We start from the raw sequence: 18,152 nt of genomic DNA, 5'->3' as shown, positions 1-18,152 counted from the left end.
CGACCTCACGAGGCCTTCATGGCCTCGACCTCGGAGAACATTCCTTCGAAGAGGGGCCCTGAGAGGTACCGCTCGCCGGCGTCCGGGAGGATGACCACGATGGTCTTCCCTTCCCACTTGGCATCCTTCGCGAGCCGGCTCGCCGCGACCATGGCCGCGCCGCAGGAGACGCCGCAGAGGATGCCCTCCTCGGACGCGAGGCGCCGCGCCATGGCGATGGACTCGTCGTTCGAGACCGCCTCGACCTGGTCCACGAAGGAGAGGTCGAGGTTCTTCGGGACGAAGCCGGCGCCGATGCCCTGGATCTTGTGCGGGGACGGGGTGAGCGGCTGGCCGGCGAGCGTCTGCGAGATGACCGGCGAGTGGACCGGCTCCACCGCGACGGAGTGGAGGGCGCGGCCGCGGCCGCGCTCGAAGTAGCGGCTGACGCCGGTGATCGTGCCGCCGGTGCCCACGCCCGAGACGAGGACGTCGGCGTTGCCGCCGGTGTCCTCCCAGATCTCGGGGCCGGTGGTGGTCTCGTGGATCGCGGGGTTCGCCGGGTTCTCGAACTGCCGCATCAGCACGTACCGGCCGGGGTCGGAGGCGGCCAGCTCCTCGGCCTTGGCGATGGCGCCGTTCATCCCCTTGGGGCCCGGCGTCAGGAGCAGCTTGGCCCCGAGGGCGATGAGCACCTTGCGCCGCTCCATGCTCATCGTCTCGGGCATGCTGAGCACGCACTCGATCCCCCTCGAGGCGGCGGCGAAGGCCAGCGCGATGCCGGTGTTGCCGCTGGTCGCCTCGACGATCGCCTTGCCAGGGCCGAGCACGCCCCGCTGCTCGGCGTCCCAGACCATGGCCGCGCCGATGCGGCACTTGACCGAGTACGCCGGGTTGCGCCCCTCGATCTTCGCCAGCACCGTCGCGCGCGCGCCGTCGATCACGCGGCGGATGCGCACGAGCGGCGTGCGGCCGATGCTCTGGGTGTTGTCGTCGTAGACGCGGGGGTAGCTGGTCATGGGGGGCCCGTGCGGGTGAGTGGGGAGGAAAGAGGAGATCCAGAGGCGCCCCGCGCTGTCAAGGTCCACGTGCGCCGCGCCCCTGGCGCGCCGTATTTCCAGAGCGCGGCGCGGCGTCGTCCGTCGCTGACGTCAGGCGACGCCTGTCGCGCCAGCTCGCCCGGCGGGCGCGCGCCGCGCTCAGCGCGCCCCCTCGTCGGTGAACCGTTGGACGTGCAACGGTCGACGCGCAGGGGCCGGCGAGACACCCCGGCGCATGGAGGTCAGTCGGGCCAACCCATGAGAGATTTTGCCGGATCGCGTCATTTTTTGATCTGCTGGCGCTTGAACATTCACGTCGTACCACGCCGTGCCACGTCGGAGCACCGGCGGCTCAGCGGTGCTCACGAGCGCTCACGAATCCCGGGGCTAGGTGCGCAGGCAAGGTGCTTCCCTGGGCAATCGATGAACCACCATGGGACTACGTCGGACCAGGTCCACTTCCTTGGCGCATGCACATGCGAACCTATCATGTAGAATTTTAGCTCTTGCCATGAGTGGCATAGGCCTCGCATCATCGCTGACATGTTCCCCGGTGAGCCCCCTTGCGCGGAGGTCCAACTGCCCCATGACGAGGATGAGCCCACTTTAATTTTCCGTCGTCCGCCGGCGTCGATTGGGGGCATGGCGATGCCGTTCGAATCGCCGGCTCCGGTCATGGCATCTCCGACGCGGCGTTCCACGTCGCGCTTGATCGCCTTGAGCGCGGGTGCCGGCCTTGGCTTCGCGGCGGTGGTTGGCGGGCTCGTCTCGATGCAGCTCGGCGCGGCGGGCTTCGATCTCCGCGCGGGCTCGGCGCTCCAGCCTGCCGCGGCCGCCGCGGCCATCCTGCGGTCCACGGGGGTGGCGGCGCGGGTCGAGGCGAAGGCCGAAGCGGCCGCGCCGCTCCAGGTGACGCCAGCGACGGCGGCGCCGGCCCTCCCTGCCGCGGATCGCGCCGACGCGACGCTCGATCGAACGGCGGTGATCCCCATCCCTGACGGGATCATCACCATCCCCGCGTCGTTCGCCTCGGCCGATGGCGCGTACGATCTGGTGATCCACTTCCACGGGGTCAACGACGTCGTGCAGGCGGGCTTCGATCGCGCCCGGCTCAACGCGGTTGTGATGATCATCAATCTGGGCATCAGCTCTGGCGCGTACGAGACCCAGTTCTCGATCCGCTCCTATCTACCGGCGTTGATGGCGAAGGCGCAGGCGGCGCTCGAGGCCCGCGGGCTGCGCGGCGCCCGGCTTCGGCGCGTCGCGCTCTCGGCGTTCAGCGCCGGGTACGGCGCGGTTCGCGGGCTCCTGAACCAGCCGGGGTTCACCGACAAGGTGGACGCCGTGCTCCTCCTGGACGGCATCCATACCGGCTACATGCCGCTCGACCACAGCCTGGACATGGAGCGCCTCAAGCCGTTCAGCCGCTTCGCCGAGCTGGCGGCCGCGGGCAAGAAGATGATGTCGATCACCCATTCGGAGATCACCCCGAACGGCGATTACGCCGGCACCCACGAGAGCACGGACGCGCTCCTCAAGCTCACGGGCGCGCAGCGCTCCCCGGGCGCGGGCGCGGACGAGCAGGCGATCTACGACCTGACCGGAGAGGCGAGCGAGGCGAAGCTCCGGTTCGCCCCCCTGTCCGAGGCGCACAGGGGCGCGTTCCATGTCCGCGGCTATCCGGGCACCCAGAAGCCAGATCACGTGAGGCACCTCACCCGCATGGCGGAGACCGCGCTGCCTGATCTGGTGCGCTACTGGAGCGAGCCGCCCGCGCAATGATGGCGCGCGCGTCGGGAGCGCGCGAGCCATCGGTACGGAGAAGCGTATTACGGAGACCGAGGCGTCTGCATTTGAGAATTCGCCGCGGGGCGGCCTTGGGTGGATAGAGCGCGAGTGCCGGTGAGAAAGCCGGTCAGCGGATCCCGCTGATCCGCGATGGGTCCTGGCTCCTGCGATCGTCCTCTGCCACCGCGTTGAGCCGCTCGGGCACCGCGTGCTGTGGATCGCAGCGAACGAGCTCCCCTGCGTGACGAGCTGATACCTTTCCTGGTCGCCCGTTCCGGGCGGGCCCTGGACGAGCTCGGCCGGTGGGTGGCTGGACGCCGGGCCCTCGATTGGCGTGCGTGGCAGATCGCCGCATTCTGGGGCGCGCATGTCGAGCTCAACCGGCCGCGCCACGGCCTGGGAACGGGAAACCACCGGAAGGCGACGATGCCATTGCGGTATCGGAATTGCTTTTTCCACCAAAAGAGACGGTGGCACGATGATGGCCGGACAAAGACAGGCACAAGGCGCGGCGCGGCGGACTCGAGCGGTGCGACCAGCAACCCTGACCGCCCGTCGCAAACGCGGGGAAACGGCGGCTGACCTGGACAGCCAGCGCTCGTCCGCGGCGACGGGAGAGGCCGACTCCACCGCAGCGATCCCGCGCCCGACGCTGACCTACGCGGATGCGCTCGAGGGCGCCCGGAAAGGGCCGTTCCCGGGCGAGATCGAGCCCCAGCTCGCGACGCTCGTCACCGGGCCACCCCCGGGCGAGGGGTGGCTCTACGAGGTCAAGCTCGATGGGTATCGCATGCTCGCGAAGCTCCGCGGGGGCCGCGTGACGCTCCAGACCCGCCGCGGCCAGGACTGGACCGAGCGGTTCGCGGCCGTGCGCGACGACCTCGCCCGGCTGCCTGCGCGGGAGGCCGTGCTGGACGGCGAGATCGTCGTCGTGAGGCCGGACGGCGTGACCGATTTCCAGGCCCTCCAGAACGCGCTCAGCGACGGGAATGGCAGGCGCGAGGGGCGCCTGATGTACTTCGTCTTTGACCTGCTCTACCTCGACGGCCGCGATCTCCGCGGGTGCACACAGGTCACCCGCAAGCGGGCGCTCGAGGCGCTGCTCGCGGAAGCGCCCGAGGAAGGGCACCTGCGCTACACGGAGCACGTCGCGGAGGACGGCTCCGCCGTCGTCCAGCACGCGTGCGAGCTCGGGATCGAGGGCGTCATCGCGAAGCGCCCGGAGGCTCCCTACCGGAGCGGGCGCGGCGACAGCTGGCTCAAGGTGAAGTGCGGCCGGCGCCAGGAGTTCGTGATCGTCGGCTTCACCGAGCCGTCCGGCGCCCGGAAAGGGCTGGGGGCGATCCTCGTCGGCGTGAACAGGTCAGGCAAGCTCGCCTACGCCGGCAAGGTGGGCACGGGCTTCACGGGCAAGACGCTGACGACCCTGCGCAGCCGCCTCGACGCGATCGTACGCGCCACGCCAGCCTGTTCAGGGGCGCCGCGCATGCGGGGGGCGCGCTGGGTCGAGCCCAGGCTCGTCGCGGAGGTCCGCTTTTCCGAGTGGACGCGCGACGGACGGCTGCGACACCCCTCCTTCGAAGGGCTCCGCGAGGACCGCACCCCGGAGTCGGTCACCGTCGAGCGCGAACAGCCGCCGCCGCAATCGCCGCCCGGCGAGGCAGCGGGCGCGGCGCCGAGCAGAGCGGCCGGCGCCCCGCCGAGGAGGACCGCGAGCACGGCGGGGGGCAAGTCCCCGCGCGGGGGCCGGAGCAGAGGCGCCGCGGAGCGGGTCGAAGTCGCCGGGGTGCCGCTGACGAACCCCGACAAGGTGCTCTATCCCGCGCAGGGGATCACGAAGCTCGCGCTGGCCCGGTATTACGAGCAGATCGCCGAGCACATGCTGACCCACGCCGAGAAGCGGCTGCTCACGCTGGTCCGCTGCCCCGCAGGCCAGGGCAAGCCATGCTTCTTTCAAAGGCACGAGGCCGAGGGGCTGTCCCAGGCGATCCAGCGGATGGCCGTCGAGGAGGACGACGGCGAGCGCACCTATCTCTATATCGAGACCACCGAAGGGCTCGTGTCGCTCGTCCAGATGGGGGCGCTCGAGGTGCACCTCTGGGGGAGCCGCGTGGACCGGATCGAGCAGCCCGACAGGATGGTGTTCGACCTCGATCCAGCGCCGGATCTCCCGTGGGAGCGCGTGGCGGACGCGGCGAGGACGGCGCGGCGCCTCCTTTCGTCGCTCGGGCTGCGGAGCTTCGTCAAGACGACCGGCGGCAAGGGCTTGCACGTCGTGGTCCCGATAGCGCCACGCAGGGGCTGGGACGAGGTGAAGGCGTTCACGAAGGCCGTGGCCGACGCGCTCGTGCGCTCCGACCCGGCGCGGTACACCGCGACGATGTCGAAGGCGAAGCGCGCCGGCAAGGTCTTCGTCGACTACCTGCGGAACGGGCGCGGCGCCACCGCTGTGGCGCCCTACTCGACGCGAGCGCGTCCCGGCGCGGCCGTCGCGACGCCGCTCTCGTGGGACGAGCTCGACGCGCCGCTCGATCCCGCCTCGTTCACCATCGACACCGTGCCGCAGCGGCTCGCCGCGATCCGGGACCCATGGGCAGAGCTCACGAGCGTGCGCCAGTCGATCACCAGCGCGATGCTGAAACAGGTCGAGCTTTGACCGTATTCCCGACGCCCCCGACAAACCCGGGAGCCGGTGAGCTCACCGAAGAAGAACGACACCAGCGACACCGGGAATGGTTCTCACTGACGTTCCGTTCAGCATGGTCGTAATGACGCAGAAGAGCGGGGTGCGCTTGGTTGACGGGGCTGCGCGCGCGCCGCATCGTCCCCTGGGTCGGCCATGACGAATAAAGATCGAGACTCCAGCGCTCTCTCGGAAATTGCAGAGCGACTCCACCAGTTCGACGGTGAGCCGCTGCGGGTCGAGTTCCTGGCGCGGGGCATCGACGCGCTCACCCAGGTCGCGGAGCGGCTCGATCAGAGCGAGCTTGGCGAGGTGGTCGCGTCGCCCAGCAACGCGGACGCCCTGGTGACAGCGCTCACGCAGCCGAGCGCCGTCGGCCTCTTCTCCGCCGCGGATCCGCTCACGCCGGCCCGCCTCCGCGGCCTGCAGGCGAGGGACGCGCTCCTCGCGGCCGAAGGGGGCACGCTCACCGCCGAGGAGGTCGGCGAGGGGCTCCACCTTCCGCCCCGGGCGATCGAAGCGCGGCGCGCCGCCGGGAGGCTGCTGGCCGTCAGCATCGGCGCTCGTGGCCACCTCTACCCGGCATGGCAGTTCGCGGACGAGGGCCTGCTGCCGGGGATGGAAGAGATCCTGGCCCTGCTCGAAGAGCACCCCCCGCTGGCGAAGGTCCGCTTTTTTCTCTCGGGCAACCTCCGCCTCGACGGCGAGCGGCCGCTCGACTGGCTCCGCCGCGGCGAGCTGGACCCCGTGCGGCTCGCCGCGCGCACCTTCGGTGAGCAAGGCGCGGCCTGAGAACGCGCCGCGATGACGACGACGCTCGGGGCGCATCCGGATCCGCCCCTCGACCTCGCGACGTCGCCGCTCCCCATCGCGATCTACCGGCGGAGCTGGTTCAGGATCCACTGGCTCACGCGTGAACCGCTCCACTTCGGTCGCTCGGGCGACAACCGCTTCGACGCGCCGGACGGCGAGTTCGGCGTCCTGTACGCCGGGAAGGACGCGCGCTGCGCCTTCATCGAGGTGTTCGGCCACGCGACCGGCGTGCGCTTCGTGGAGCAGAGCGAGCTCGCCGCGCGGGGGCTCGCGCGCATCGCGCCGCGGCGGCCCCTGCGGCTCGTGAACCTCACGGGAGAGGGGCTGGCGCGCCTCGGGGCCGACGCCCGCCTGACCTCGGGGGAGTCCTATCGGGCCGCCCACCGCTGGGCGCGCGCGATCCACGACCACCCGAGGCGACCCGACGGCATCGCGTACGTCGCGCGCCACGATCCGACCCGCGTCTGCGCCGCCCTCTTCGAGCGCGTCAGCGCGGAGCTCGAGGTGACCCGGCTCGGCTCCCTCGCGGATCCGGCGCACGCGGCGCTCCTCGCCAGGCTCCTTGATACCTACAAGTTCGGGCTCGTCTGAGCCTGGACGAGCGGACGGCGGCGCGGCGGCGCTCCGCCGAGCGCGATGGCGGAGCAGGGCGCGCGTGCGGGCTCCGCGCGCGCGCGCCGGCACAACCGGTGCTTCCTCCTCGAAGCAGGCGCGCCGCCGCGGCGCCGCGATGGGCGGAGATCGCGGGACGCACGGCCGAGAGGCGGGGGTCCGATGAAAATCAAGAATCTGCGGCTGGAAACAGGCTATCTCGTGGAGCCCATCCCGCTCCAGAAGGGGATTTCGGTTCATCAGATCCAGATCATCTCGGTGAGCGAACAGGGGTCGTCTCGGGTCCGGATCTCGCTCGATCCCAACCGCTGCACGGTGGACAGCTTCGGCGAGGCCAAGGCGTGCACGCGGGTGGCGCCGGTCCAGATCGAGGCGGACGTGGAGCTCCTCGAGGAGTGCGACGACAAACAGCTGCTCGCCCTCAAGTTCGAGGGGGGCAACGGGCCAGCGGTCCGGCTCGCGCTCCTGCCCCTGTGCGGCACGGGCAAAGAGGCCATCGTCGCGCGGCTCCTGATCTTCGGGGAGACCGGGGAGATCCTGGCCATCGTGCCGATGCAAGGGTCGTCGGCCGGCTGCCTGATGGCCTGAGCGAGCCCGGCGCGGCGGCGCCGCGCCAGGCTCGCCCGGCGCCCTGCCGACCTCAGGGACCGGGACAGGGGCGGAACACGAGGCCGTACTCGATCTGGACCTGGACGTCGGTCGTGTCGTTGGTCAGCACCCCGGAGCTCGACGGCGCAAGCCGGTTCGTGACATAGAGGCTCGTCTTGATGTTGAGCGGCCGCACGGTGCCGCACTCGGACCAGACCGTGGTCGTGAAGTTGTCCGTGCGCGAGAAGTTGCTCGTGAACGGCCCGATCATGCTCCACGTGAGCGGCCCCGAGGTGAGCGGCGACCCCGAGAAATAATACGATGTCTCGTGGAGCCCCTGGACGCCGCCCTCCAGGTCGGCGAACCCCCGGTACGTGGCGTCGAAGACCGCGACTTGCCACCCCGGATCGAACCGCAGATCCACGGCCAGCTGGCAGAACGCGCGGTTCGAGGCGCGGCCGATGCCCGGGCCGGCGTGCGCCTCGAACTGGTCGAAGATGACTGTCAGCGCCTTCTGATCAGGCGAGATCACCCCCGCGGCGGAGCCGACAGGGCAGCCGCTGCCAGCATAGGTGAAGTTCGCGATCCGCGTATTCTGCGCCAGCGCAGGAAAGGCGAAGAAAAACGCCGAACAAAAGCCGAACGCCCATCGCAGGAACATCGTCCCCCCCTTTCGCCGTCAGGCGACATCACGTCGCCGTGCGTCGTCGTCGGCGTGCGCGTCACCGCTATCGCACGCCGGCCGACATGTCGTGACGAGCATGCGATCCCCGCGCGCTCCGCGCAACCCGCGCGGGGTCCCCTCGCCCGGCGCGGCGCCGCAGACTGGCCGGAATTCATCGAATGATGTGAGGCCTGTGGGGCTCACGGACATTCGACCAGAGCCGGAGCGCAGGCGAAGCAGACGAAACGAAGGAGAGGCCTGTCACGGCGGCGCGGCGACGCGGAATACCGGGACGAGATTCACGCGCTCGTCCCAGGACGGATGGCGCTTGTAGAAGAAATCGAGCCGGGCCTTCGCGTCGTTCGCAAACGCAGGATCGCGCAGGCGCGCATTGAACTCGTTGCGCAGCGCAGGATCCGCGGCGAGCATGCCGCGCGCCTCCTCCTCGGCCACGTAGGCTTCCATGTACTCCTTGCGCTCGAAGGAGGCGTTGAAGAAGCCCCAGGCGACGAGGGAGTCGGGCGCGAGCGGCTCGAGGAGGTGCAGGACGAGGGGCGCCCGCGGCTGCGCGATGGGAACGAACAGGGAGCCGACCGGAAGATCCTGCCGCTCCGGCCGGAAGGCGCCCTGGAGCTTCACGCGCGTCCGACCTTCGAAGGGCCGCTCGAACGTCACCGCGTCGGCCCGGAACGCCTCGACGGGAAAGCCGGGGCGCGCCTCGGGGAGGATCTGGTAACGCACGCCGTGCAGGCGCAGCTTGTCGGCCACCCAGGCCGCGTGCGCCGCCGGGATGACGTAGCCGGCCTCGGGCGCGGTGACCGTCAGATCCGGCTGGATGCGGTCGAACAGCGGCACGCGCCAGATCTCCGGGCGGGACTCGTCGTAACGGGTCCACGTGCCGCCCGAGATCTCCGAGGCGCGCTTCTCGTAAGCGAAGCCGCGGAACGGGAAGATGCGCGAGACCGGCCCCGCGCGATGCGTGAGGGCGAAGGGGACGCCGGCGAGGCGCGTGCTCGCGGCGTCCGCGCGCTCGGCCGCGGCGCGGAGGGCGCCCGCGCCCGAGGAGACGCGCTCGAAGAGCGCCGCGAGGAGGTCGTGGACCGCGCGCACGCGCTCGGCGTGGGTGGCCCAGCTGTGCGTCTCGACGAGCACGCCGATGCGGTTGCGGGCGGCGCTGTAGGACTGCGAGAAGCGCGGCGGCCCCGGCTCGGTGGAGATCCCCGACGAGGGGTCGTCGTCCTCGCGGAAGGCCGGGTAGAACGGGAGCGGCAGGTGACCGAGCGCCGAGAGGCGCGCCTGGAGCTCCCCCGAGAGGGCGCGCGCCACGGCGTCGAGCCCGCCGGGGTGAGGCGCCGAGGGCTCCACGACCACCGCGATGTCGTGCTGGAACTTCGCGCCGTCGGTCGTGTGCAGGTCGACCTGGACCACCGGATCCCAGGCGTCGAGGAGCGCCAGCATCGCCCGCATCTCGGGCGCCTCGGCCTTCATGGTATCGCGGTTCAGGTTGAGGTTCTGCGCGGTGGCGCGGAAGCCCATCTCCTCGGGGCCGCGCTGGTTGGGCCGCTGGTTTCGACGGAACCGCTCGTGGCCGTCGACGTTGAACACCGGCACGAACACCGCCGTGGCCGCCGCGAGGGCGCCGGGCGCCATCGCCCCGTCGAGCAGCTCGCGGAGCGCCCAGAAGCCGCCGTCCTTGCCGTCGATCTCGCCGGCGTGGATGCCGCCCTGGAACAGGATCACCGGGCGCCGCTTCGCCCGCGCCGCCGCGGGGTCGAGCGTGCCGTCGTCGGAGGCGGCGAGCGCGAGCATGGGCCTGCCCTCGGGCGTCGTGCCGAAACGGATGCACCGGGCGCGGCCCGGATAGGCCTGCTCGAAGTCGCGGCATAGCCGCTCGACCTCGGCATAACGGCCGGTGCGCCGGAAGCCGGTCCGCTCGGCCTCGGTGACGAGCGAGGGCGCCTCGGGGCGCGCGGACGGCGCTGGCCCGCCGCCGGCCGGCGCGCCGCGCGCCGGGGCCTGGCGGGTCGCGAGCAGCGCGGCCAGCGCGATCCCGAGGGAGATGTGGCGGCAGCCGAGGGAAACGAGGCGGCCGGGGGCCGCGATGCTGGGACGAGACATCGGGGGAGTCGAGCAAATTCCGTGTCGAACGGCAATGGCGCGATCCCAGGCCCCAGGCAGGCCAAGCGCGATGGCGGCCAAACGAGGCGGACGCTGTTCACCCGTGACCGCGCGAACATCGGGAACCATGGTGCAATGCCCGCTTCGCGAAGAGCTCGGCAGATCGCCATCGCGCGCGGGTCGGGCCAGCGAGCCTCCCCGGGGCGCGATCGCCACCAGCCCGGCGAGTGGACGTGACACCGGTGCTCCACGGTGCCCGACGCCGCCTCGGTGACCCGCTCGTACAGATCGCCGAAGTAGAGCGTCTCCTTTTCCCGCGTGGTCCTGCGGATCCGCTGCTGGTCGCCGTCGTAGCCGAACGTGATGATGCTCGCGCCCTGCGTGATTTGCTCCGGCAGATCGAACGGCGTGTAGCGCACCGTCGTGCCGCCGGGCCGCGCGGTCTGATTGCCGACAGCGTCATGCGCGTAGCTGTCGGTGCCCGCGCTGGTGACCGCGTGCGGGTGCAGCGGGTCGTCATACGAGAGGTCACCGACGTCCGATTTGAAGGTGAGATTGCCGTTCGGGTGGTAGTCGTAGCGGAGCGCGCAGGGCGCCGTCGCGCTCTCGATATCACCGAAGCACGCGCACGTCAGCCGCTCGAGCGCGTCGTACCTCCACTCGGTCACGAGCCCATGATGCCGCGATCCGGGCGGTATCATTCTATATATTTCTATCGCTCAATTGCTGGTTCAGGATGTCGTGCAGCGGCGTTCCGTTGGGACTGTTTATCTCCCACTCGTGCCCCCCCTTTCGGAATATCAGCCTGAATTCTCCCTTCTCTGCGTCATCTTCGATCACTCTCGAGCCGTCGAGGACAGCGAGAAAACCGAAAACCGCTTGATGGGCCGCCATGTTGAGCACTCGGAGCAGTGTCGTCTGATCCTGGTCGGACAAGGTTTCAAACCACCGACTGGCCTCAACAAGATCCTTCTCCGGCCGACGCCCCGGCGGGTGCTCCAATGTTGCCACCGTCGCTTCGGTTGCGGCTTCGAGGACGTTTTTTTGTATCGCTGCGACAAATTCTTCCGGTGTCATTTTGTAAAAGCTCCAGGGTACATTTCCTTGTTGAGTCGAATTAATCCTTGGAGTGAGCCGTTTGGCACATTGGTGGACTGACGCAAGTTCCAAACGTCATGAGCGAGCAGTGCCCGCGGTGAGAGCGATACAGGCCCTCGGAGCGTCGGAACCAAGGCGTGTTCACCGCGGGGTAAGGCGATGGCAGGTCCGGAAGCCCTGCTGTAGCCAGGGACGACTTGCTCCATTGCGTGCGCCTGTCCCACATGATGAATGTCGAGTGCATCCCCAACAACTGAGCGAGCTTTCAGTGCGTCGTAGGTCCCCACTTCGTATGCGGCAACTCTCGGGGCTCCGCCTGCAGCTCGAGCCGCAACCGCCGACTCCTCCGCCGCCCCCAGCCCCCGTCCCATCCCGAAGACGGTGGCCGCGGCGAGGACCATCGCCTTGGTCCCCGCCGCGCCCGCTGTCCGATAGTCATCCCGATCGATGGCGAGGGCCGTGTCCGCCGCGCCGCGGCCGATGTGGTAGAGCGGGTTGACGGCGTTGAGCGCGCCGGCAACGCCGTCTTCGTCGTAGCCGTCCCACATCGCGCTGGCGAACTCGTAGCCGCTGTACATCCCGAGCGTCAGCGCATTCAGCACGAGCATCCGCCCGATCCCTGCTCCGAGGTCGCGCGTCCCCTCCGCGGCGCCCAGCAAGGTCTGGCCGACGACGGTGCCTGGGCCGCCGACGCCCGAGTGCTCCGGCGAGACGGTCACCGGCTGCGGCACGTACCCGGACGAGCTTCCGGTCGTGCCCACGTCGATAGGCGCCGTCGTGGCGCCGACCTCCACGGCCTCGCGCGGCCCTTCTTCAGGCTCGTTTGCTTTCGGCGGCGAGTAGAAGATCTCCACGGCGTAGTGTTCCGGGCGCACCACCGAGTAGACCGGCAGGATCGGCGCCTCCACCGGCTCTTCCTGGAATCCGCTCGGGTCCACGTGATTGAGCGGGCTGTTGCGCACGTAGCTGTATGGATTCCAGCTCTGCCCGGAGGACGGAATCGAAACGATCGGGTCCGTCGTCAAGAACCGCCCGATCCTGGGATCGTAGATCCTGCCCTTCATGTTCACGAGCCCGAGCTCGTCGTCGCTCTCGTGCCCGGTGAACCCCTGCGTCGTCTCGCTCGGGAACGACGCCGGCGGGCGCTCGCCCCACACGGGGTTCCTGCGCTGCCCGAACGGGTCGTAGCTCCGCCGTTCGATCACAGCGCCGTCCTCGTCGGTGAGCGCATCGATCGAGCCGAGGTGATCGACATGCACGTAGCGCGTGCCGTTGTCCGAGCCGCCCCGGGTCACGATCGCCACCACGCGCTCCGGCGAGTGGACGTGGTACCGGTGCTCCACGGCGCCCGACGCCGCGTCGGTGACCCGCTCGTACAGATCGCCGAAGTAGAGCGTCTCCTTTTCCGGCGTGGTCTTGCGGATCCGCTGCTGGTCGCCATCGTAGCCGAACGTGATGGTGCTCGCGCCCTGCGTGATGCGCTCCGGCAGGTCGAACGGCGTATAGCGCACCGTCGTGCCGCCGGGCCGCGCCGTCTGATTGCCGACGGCGTCATGCGCGAAGGTGTCCGTACCCGCGCCGGTGATCGCATGCGGGTGCAGCGGGTCGTCATACGAGAGGTCACCGACGTCCGACTTGAAGGTGAGATTGCCGTTCGGATGGTAGTCGTAGCGGAGCGCGCAGGGCGCCGTCGCGCTCTCGAGCTCGCCGAAGTACGCGCAGGTCAGCCGATGGATCGAATCGTACCGGAAGCGCTCCGTCGTGTTCTCTGGCTGGAGCGCGTCCGTGCGGCCCGTGAGATTCAGGAGATCGTCGAACCCGTAGTCCAGGTCTTGCACCTCGCCCGCGCCGCTCTGCGTCGCCATGTGCCTCAGGCGCTGCTTGTCCGCGAAGTAGCTCCGCTCCGTGACGGCGCCGTTGCCGAACACCTCCTCCCGGAAGTGCCCCGCGTCGTCCACGTCCGTCAAGCGCCAGTAGGCGAGGTTCGTTCCGCTGTCGCGCACGGCGAGCACATGGCCGTGCGCGTCGCGGTCCTGGGCCACGACGAACGGCGCCGCGCCGGCAGGCGCCGGGTACGTGACCGTCTCGACGCGACCGAGGTCGTCATAGCCGAGCCTGGCCTCCAGGGGAGAGCGCTCGCCGTCGATGCGGAGCGCGATCGTGTCGAGCTGGCCACGGCCCGTGTACCCGTACGTCTTCTCTCCATCCGGGCTCGCAAGCGAGTGGAGCTTGCCGACGCCGTGCGCCGCGGTGTCCCATGTCCACGTGGTCGTCAGGCTCTCCGTGCCGTCCTGGTCCACGCGTGAGCGGGGTCGACCGAGCGCGTCGTACGCCCACGTGACCTTTCGCTCGAGCGCATCGGTCGACGAAATCAGCTCGCCGAAGCCGTCATGGATCGAGACCGTCGTGCCCCGATCGGGATCGTCGAGCTGACGGACGCGGCCGAATGCGTCGCGCGTCGTGCGCATCACCGCATCGCCCGGATCGGTGACTGTGTGCAACAGGCCAAATGGGCCGTACGCGTAGCGGGTGATCCCGTCGGCGGCGTCGGTGATGGTCTTGATGCGCCCCAGCGGGTCCTGCTCGGTCACCGTCACATGATCGAGCGGGTCGGTGACGCGCACCTGCAGGCCATCGTACGCCGTCGTCGTGACCGCGTTCCACGGCGTCGTATGGCGCACTTCGCGGCCCGCCGCATCGTACTCGTAGCGATCGTACAGGATCGCGCGCTCGGGCGTGTCCTCCCTGACCGGCACCGAGCGCCGCGCGATGTGCTCGCCCAGCGCGTCGTACCCGATCTCCTGCATGATGCGCGTCGCGTCGCCCGAGCCGTCCGACGGCTGCGGTTCGGGCCCGTATCCCAGCCATCGGATCGGGCGGCCGAGGCTGTCGAACTCCACCGTATCGTCGGCCCCACCGGTCGTGATGCTCTGCTGCCTCACCCGCCACGCATCCTGCTCCGGGCCACCCTCCTTGCTGCGAGCGAGGGAGACGGCCGTCGTCGTGCCGTCCGGGCGCCTCTCGACGCCGAGCCGCCCGAAGCCGTCGTGCGCCCATGTCGTCACGAGCTGATTCGGATCGACCCGCTTGAGGAGCACGCCGAGCGCGTCGTCGAACTCCACGAGCGTGGCGTGCCCGGCCGCGTTCACGTGCTTCTCGGGGAACATGCCCTGCTCGTCGAAGTCCGTGCTGGATGTCCGCTTGTGCCCGAAGGCGTCCTCCGCCGTGACGCCGGTGATGTTCCCGAAGTCGTCGCGCGCGTAGGTGAGCTTCAGCTTCGTGTCCGGCAGGCCGTCGTCGCTCTCGGTGGACTCGGTCTCCACCTCCCCGTGGATCGTTGTCGTTCGCGTGAGGGTCCGGCACTGCGACATCCCCGCCGCCGCGCTGCACTCCTTCTGCGTCTCCAGCTGGCCGAGGACCCAGCGCTCGGTGTCGTTCTTGAACGACCGCGTGACCTCGAGCGTCAGGTCGACGCCCTCCGTCGAGACCTCCTCGGCGCGCACGTTGCCGAACGTGTCGAAGTCCGTCACCTTCGATACCGAGTCGCGCAGCAGCGTCGCGCCGTCGCCTCCGCGCTCGATCTCCCGCACGTACACATCGATCGATGTCGCGTCCCCGCTCGGGGGCGGATAGACCCCTTGAGCCCGCCTCACCCGGCGCTCGGTGGGCAGCGTGAAGTATGTGGCGCCGTCGTTGGTCGGCACGAGCGTCCGCGTCACGTCGCGGAACGAGAGCTCGATCTGCTCCGGCCTCGGCTGGCTCGTCAGCCCCGGAGCGCCGTGCCACGTCCGCTGGACGCTCCCCGCGAAGGGAAAGACCTGGAGCTCATCGTCGAAGGTGACGTGGTCGTAGACGTCGATCGTCACGGCACCGGTATCCAGATCGGTGACGATCCGCTCGCCGAACCCGAGGAATCCGCGACCCAGCCGATGATAACGCCCATCTCGGTAGCCGACCTCGAAGCGCCTTGCTCGATCCGCGCCGTTGTTGAGCGCGTACGCGCTGACCACCCGGCGAGGGCCCACGACGCAGCGCCGCGGATAGCCGCAGTCGTCCGCCGCGCCCGAACGCGCGACGTAGAGCGCGCTCCTCCGGTCCGGATCCTCCGCGCCTCCGTTCGTGACCGGCGCATCGGTCAGGTGGCCGTACGAGATGCTCACGTTGGGCACGAAGCCCGGCTCGGCCGGCTCGTGCGCGTTCATCCCGTCGGAGACCGCGACCAGGAGATCCTGGTCGGCCGAGAGGTTCTGGAAGACGTTGAACACGCGGCCGAGCGACAGGATCACGTCCTGGGCCCCGTCCCCGTTGAGATCGCCGGTGCGCGGCCCGCGCGGATCGGCGAGCGTGATCGCGTCACCGAGGCTGGCCTCGAAAGGCACCCCTGCGTCGACGAGCTTGAACGGCGGCCCCGCCAGGTCGCCCGTCGCTTGCAGGACGGCCCAGGAGGGGAGGACATCGGAGCCGCCCAGCAGCATGCCTGGTGGGACGGGCATGAGCAGATCCTGCCGTCCATCGCCGTTGAAGTCGAGCGGCACGGCGAGGCGGAAAAGCGCGTCCTGGTCCGGGACCCCGAGCACATCGCCGAAGCTGAACGCGTTGACGGTCCGGAAGGGCGACATCACGAACGTCGGCCCCGTGTTGAGGTAGGTGGTGAGCTGGCCGCCACCGAGGCCGGATTCGACGGCATCGGGCAGGCCGTCGCCGTTGACGTCGAGAAAGACGACGCGGCCCACGCCCCACACGACAGGGAGCTTGGTGTCAATGAGCTCCCAGCGTCCCTCGCTCCGGCGCATGATCGCCTCGTAGCTTTCTCCGATGAGGGCCGTTCCGTCATTCCACAACTTCAGGGAAGGCACGATGAGATCGATCGTGCTGTCGGCGTCGACGTCGAGCGTATGGAGCTCGATTGCGCAGGGATAGCCGGTGAGCAGCTCGATCGACTCGCCCGTGGGGTCGAACCCCGCGGGCGTCGCGCCGCGCGCGGGCCGCCAGAGGTGGACCGTCCACACGGCGGAGAGCGGGTTCGGTACGAGCTCCTCGGCGTGGTCCTGGCACTGGATCAGATCCGGCACCGCGTCGCCGTCGAGATCGGCGAGGTGCACCGAGGCGCCGGGGCGTCTCAGGCTCGGCGGCGCGGGCGTGGCCCCGAGCGGGAACGGCCGGCGGATGCCCGTGTCATGCAGCGCGAAGGTACGGTCCGGCTGGGACAGGAGCACGTGCCATGTGGTCTTGGTGTCGAAGACGTCGTGGAGAAAGACGTCCATGTGCCCATCGTCGTTGTAATCGAGCACCGTCCCGAGCTCGGGCTGAAGAAGGGCCGGGTCGGACGGTCCATCCGGATCGGCGACGAACAGCCAATCCTGGAGGAAGGCGAGCTCCGGCTCCGCGAGAAAGGACGGCGAGGCGCGGGGCCCGAGGTTGCGCGCCACCTGCCACGCGGTGATCGGATGCGACGGCGTGCTGGACCCCGCGACGATGTCCGGAATCACGAGATCGTCGAGGCCGTCGGCGTCGATGTCGAACACCATCGGGCTCGCCTTCTCGGAGACCGGCACGTCGATGTCCGTCGTGAGCCGCTCGAATCCGGGCTTTCCGCGGCTGTACTGAAACCGTGTCGGAGGCTTGCAAACCCCGTCGCTCGCGCACTCCTCGACCTGGGTGAGGAGCGTCCGGCTCGTCGTCGGGCTCAGCTCGTAGTGGAAACCGTAGCTCCGGACCAGCGCGTCGCCCGGACCGAGCATCTGGATCTCCTCCAGGCGAAGCGAGCGCTGGAGCGCCATGCCGCCCGAGTAGCCCGTACGAACCGCGGCCGAGTCCTTGGTCCCGTACACGAAGCGCACCGCCCGGGAAGCCTCGAGCGACGGCGCGCCCTCGAAGCTCGTGTAGCGGATCTCGTCGATCGCGTACTCGGCGACATGACCGTCCTCGGCCTCGGCGAGGCAGTACGCGTACGACATGGCGTTGCCGCGACCGTCACGGGCCTCGTTCGCGAGCCACGCGCGCGGGACGCCGCCTCGCGCGAGCGGCTTGCTGCCCTCGGCGCGCCCGTACTCGACGAGGCGGCCGGAGGGCAGATGGGCCTCGAAGAAGAGCGCCTCGGCGGGCGCGCCGCCGTCCGGAGGGTAGTGCCCGACCACCTTGACGAAGGTATCCGGGAACGTGCGGTACTCGATGGTTCCCGGCCCCTCTCCCACGGGGACGAGGCGCTGGCCGTCGAGGCAGAGCGCGTCGTCGCCGTCGTACCGCACGCCGCGGATCTCCCCGTCTTGCGCGAGGCTCTTCGGACATCGCGTGATCGCGGACAGCCCGGTGATGGAGAAGCCGTTGCCGAGCACGCCGTCGCCGCCGTCGCTGCGATAGACGAGCTGGATCCGAGGACCCATGCCCGCACGCGATGGCGGAGAGGCCAGATCCATGGTGTACACGGCCTCACCGGTGCTCGTGATGGAAAACGCCCCGGGGATGGTGCCGGCGGCGACGGTCTCGACCTCCGGCGCGGGGCGGGACGTGGCAGGGCCATGCGCGCGCTGCGTCCGGCAGGCGACGAGGCCATGCGGCTCCGGAAGCGGCTCACCGAAGGCGCACTGGCACCCGCCCGACGCGAGCACGCAAGCCAGAAACATCCAGAGCGGGATCAACGCCCGGAGCGACCAACGTGGAACTGGCGCCATCGTAGCCTCCCCGGCGAACAGCCGTGCCACGGTGCTGCATCGCGCGTCAAGCGATGCGCTCATGCCGAACCGCGCCATCCATGCCGATGTCGAGGCAT

Annotated in this window: 10 protein-coding genes; 5 read left to right on the top strand and 5 right to left on the bottom strand. The window is 69.8% G+C overall.

The window, feature by feature from the left end:
- Positions 1 to 5: 5 nt before the first annotated feature.
- Positions 6 to 998, bottom strand: coding sequence for a cysteine synthase A (gene cysK / locus WMF34_RS18220; RefSeq protein ID WP_012236155.1), 993 nt, complete (start codon positions 996 to 998; stop codon positions 6 to 8).
- A 564-nt stretch (positions 999 to 1,562) separates the two neighbouring features.
- Here cysK and WMF34_RS18215 point away from each other — a divergent pair.
- The 5 genes from WMF34_RS18215 to WMF34_RS18195 all read left to right on the top strand — a co-directional run bounded on the left by WMF34_RS18215 (position 1,563) and on the right by WMF34_RS18195 (position 7,503).
- On the top strand, positions 1,563 to 2,801 hold the full coding sequence (locus WMF34_RS18215; RefSeq protein ID WP_437994043.1) for a hypothetical protein: 1,239 nt from the start codon (positions 1,563 to 1,565) through the stop codon (positions 2,799 to 2,801).
- 535 nt (positions 2,802 to 3,336) lie between these two features.
- Complete coding sequence (gene ligD, locus WMF34_RS18210) at positions 3,337 to 5,463, top strand: DNA ligase D (protein WP_231864911.1); 2,127 nt, start codon at positions 3,337 to 3,339, stop codon at positions 5,461 to 5,463.
- Between the two features lie 183 nt (positions 5,464 to 5,646).
- Complete coding sequence (locus WMF34_RS18205; RefSeq protein ID WP_012236152.1) at positions 5,647 to 6,282, top strand: hypothetical protein; 636 nt, start codon at positions 5,647 to 5,649, stop codon at positions 6,280 to 6,282.
- A 12-nt stretch (positions 6,283 to 6,294) separates the two neighbouring features.
- Positions 6,295 to 6,894, top strand: a complete 600-nt coding sequence (locus tag WMF34_RS18200) for an RES family NAD+ phosphorylase (RefSeq protein ID WP_012236151.1) — start codon at positions 6,295 to 6,297, stop codon at positions 6,892 to 6,894.
- A 183-nt stretch (positions 6,895 to 7,077) separates the two neighbouring features.
- Complete coding sequence (locus WMF34_RS18195) at positions 7,078 to 7,503, top strand: hypothetical protein (RefSeq protein ID WP_012236150.1); 426 nt, start codon at positions 7,078 to 7,080, stop codon at positions 7,501 to 7,503.
- Positions 7,504 to 7,555: 52 nt separating this feature from the next.
- Here WMF34_RS18195 and WMF34_RS18190 read toward each other — a convergent pair whose 3' ends face one another.
- The 4 genes from WMF34_RS18190 to WMF34_RS18175 all read right to left on the bottom strand — a co-directional run bounded on the left by WMF34_RS18190 (position 7,556) and on the right by WMF34_RS18175 (position 18,054).
- A complete protein-coding gene (locus WMF34_RS18190; RefSeq protein ID WP_012236149.1) occupies positions 7,556 to 8,164 on the bottom strand; it encodes a DUF4360 domain-containing protein in 609 nt (202 codons plus the stop codon).
- Positions 8,165 to 8,428: 264 nt separating this feature from the next.
- Positions 8,429 to 10,285, bottom strand: a complete 1,857-nt coding sequence (locus WMF34_RS18185) for a M14 family zinc carboxypeptidase (protein WP_437994042.1) — start codon at positions 10,283 to 10,285, stop codon at positions 8,429 to 8,431.
- 702 nt (positions 10,286 to 10,987) lie between these two features.
- Positions 10,988 to 11,362 carry a hypothetical protein gene (locus WMF34_RS18180; RefSeq protein WP_437994041.1) on the bottom strand — a complete coding sequence of 125 codons (375 nt, stop codon included), beginning with the start codon at positions 11,360 to 11,362 and terminating at the stop codon, positions 10,988 to 10,990.
- The gene (locus tag WMF34_RS18175) at positions 11,359 to 18,054 is read right to left on the bottom strand and encodes an RHS repeat-associated core domain-containing protein (RefSeq protein ID WP_437994646.1); all 6,696 of its coding nucleotides are present in this window, start codon (positions 18,052 to 18,054) and stop codon (positions 11,359 to 11,361) included. Before WMF34_RS18175 ends, WMF34_RS18180 begins: the two co-directional genes overlap by 4 nt.
- Positions 18,055 to 18,152 lie beyond the last annotated feature (98 nt).

Origin of the sequence: Sorangium sp. So ce145 (assembly GCF_051525985.1) — a bacterium.
GTDB lineage: Bacteria > Myxococcota_A > Polyangia > Polyangiales > Polyangiaceae > Sorangium > Sorangium cellulosum_B.
The sequence above is the reverse complement of the archived record's forward strand: the minus strand, read 5'-3'. Positions and strand labels throughout refer to the sequence as shown.

Excerpts from the sequence above, each read along its gene's own strand:
- cysK (WP_012236155.1), bottom strand. The coding sequence starts at position 998 with ATGACCAGCTACCCCCGCGTCTACGACGACAACACCCAGAGCATCGGC.
- WMF34_RS18215 (WP_437994043.1), top strand. The coding sequence starts at position 1,563 with ATGTTCCCCGGTGAGCCCCCTTGCGCGGAGGTCCAACTGCCCCATGAC.
- WMF34_RS18205 (WP_012236152.1), top strand. The coding sequence starts at position 5,647 with ATGACGAATAAAGATCGAGACTCCAGCGCTCTCTCGGAAATTGCAGAG.
- WMF34_RS18200 (WP_012236151.1), top strand. The coding sequence starts at position 6,295 with ATGACGACGACGCTCGGGGCGCATCCGGATCCGCCCCTCGACCTCGCG.
- WMF34_RS18195 (WP_012236150.1), top strand. The coding sequence starts at position 7,078 with ATGAAAATCAAGAATCTGCGGCTGGAAACAGGCTATCTCGTGGAGCCC.
- WMF34_RS18190 (WP_012236149.1), bottom strand. The coding sequence starts at position 8,164 with ATGTTCCTGCGATGGGCGTTCGGCTTTTGTTCGGCGTTTTTCTTCGCC.
- WMF34_RS18185 (WP_437994042.1), bottom strand. The coding sequence starts at position 10,285 with ATGTCTCGTCCCAGCATCGCGGCCCCCGGCCGCCTCGTTTCCCTCGGC.
- WMF34_RS18180 (WP_437994041.1), bottom strand. The coding sequence starts at position 11,362 with ATGACACCGGAAGAATTTGTCGCAGCGATACAAAAAAACGTCCTCGAA.
- WMF34_RS18175 (WP_437994646.1), bottom strand. The coding sequence starts at position 18,054 with ATGGCGCCAGTTCCACGTTGGTCGCTCCGGGCGTTGATCCCGCTCTGG.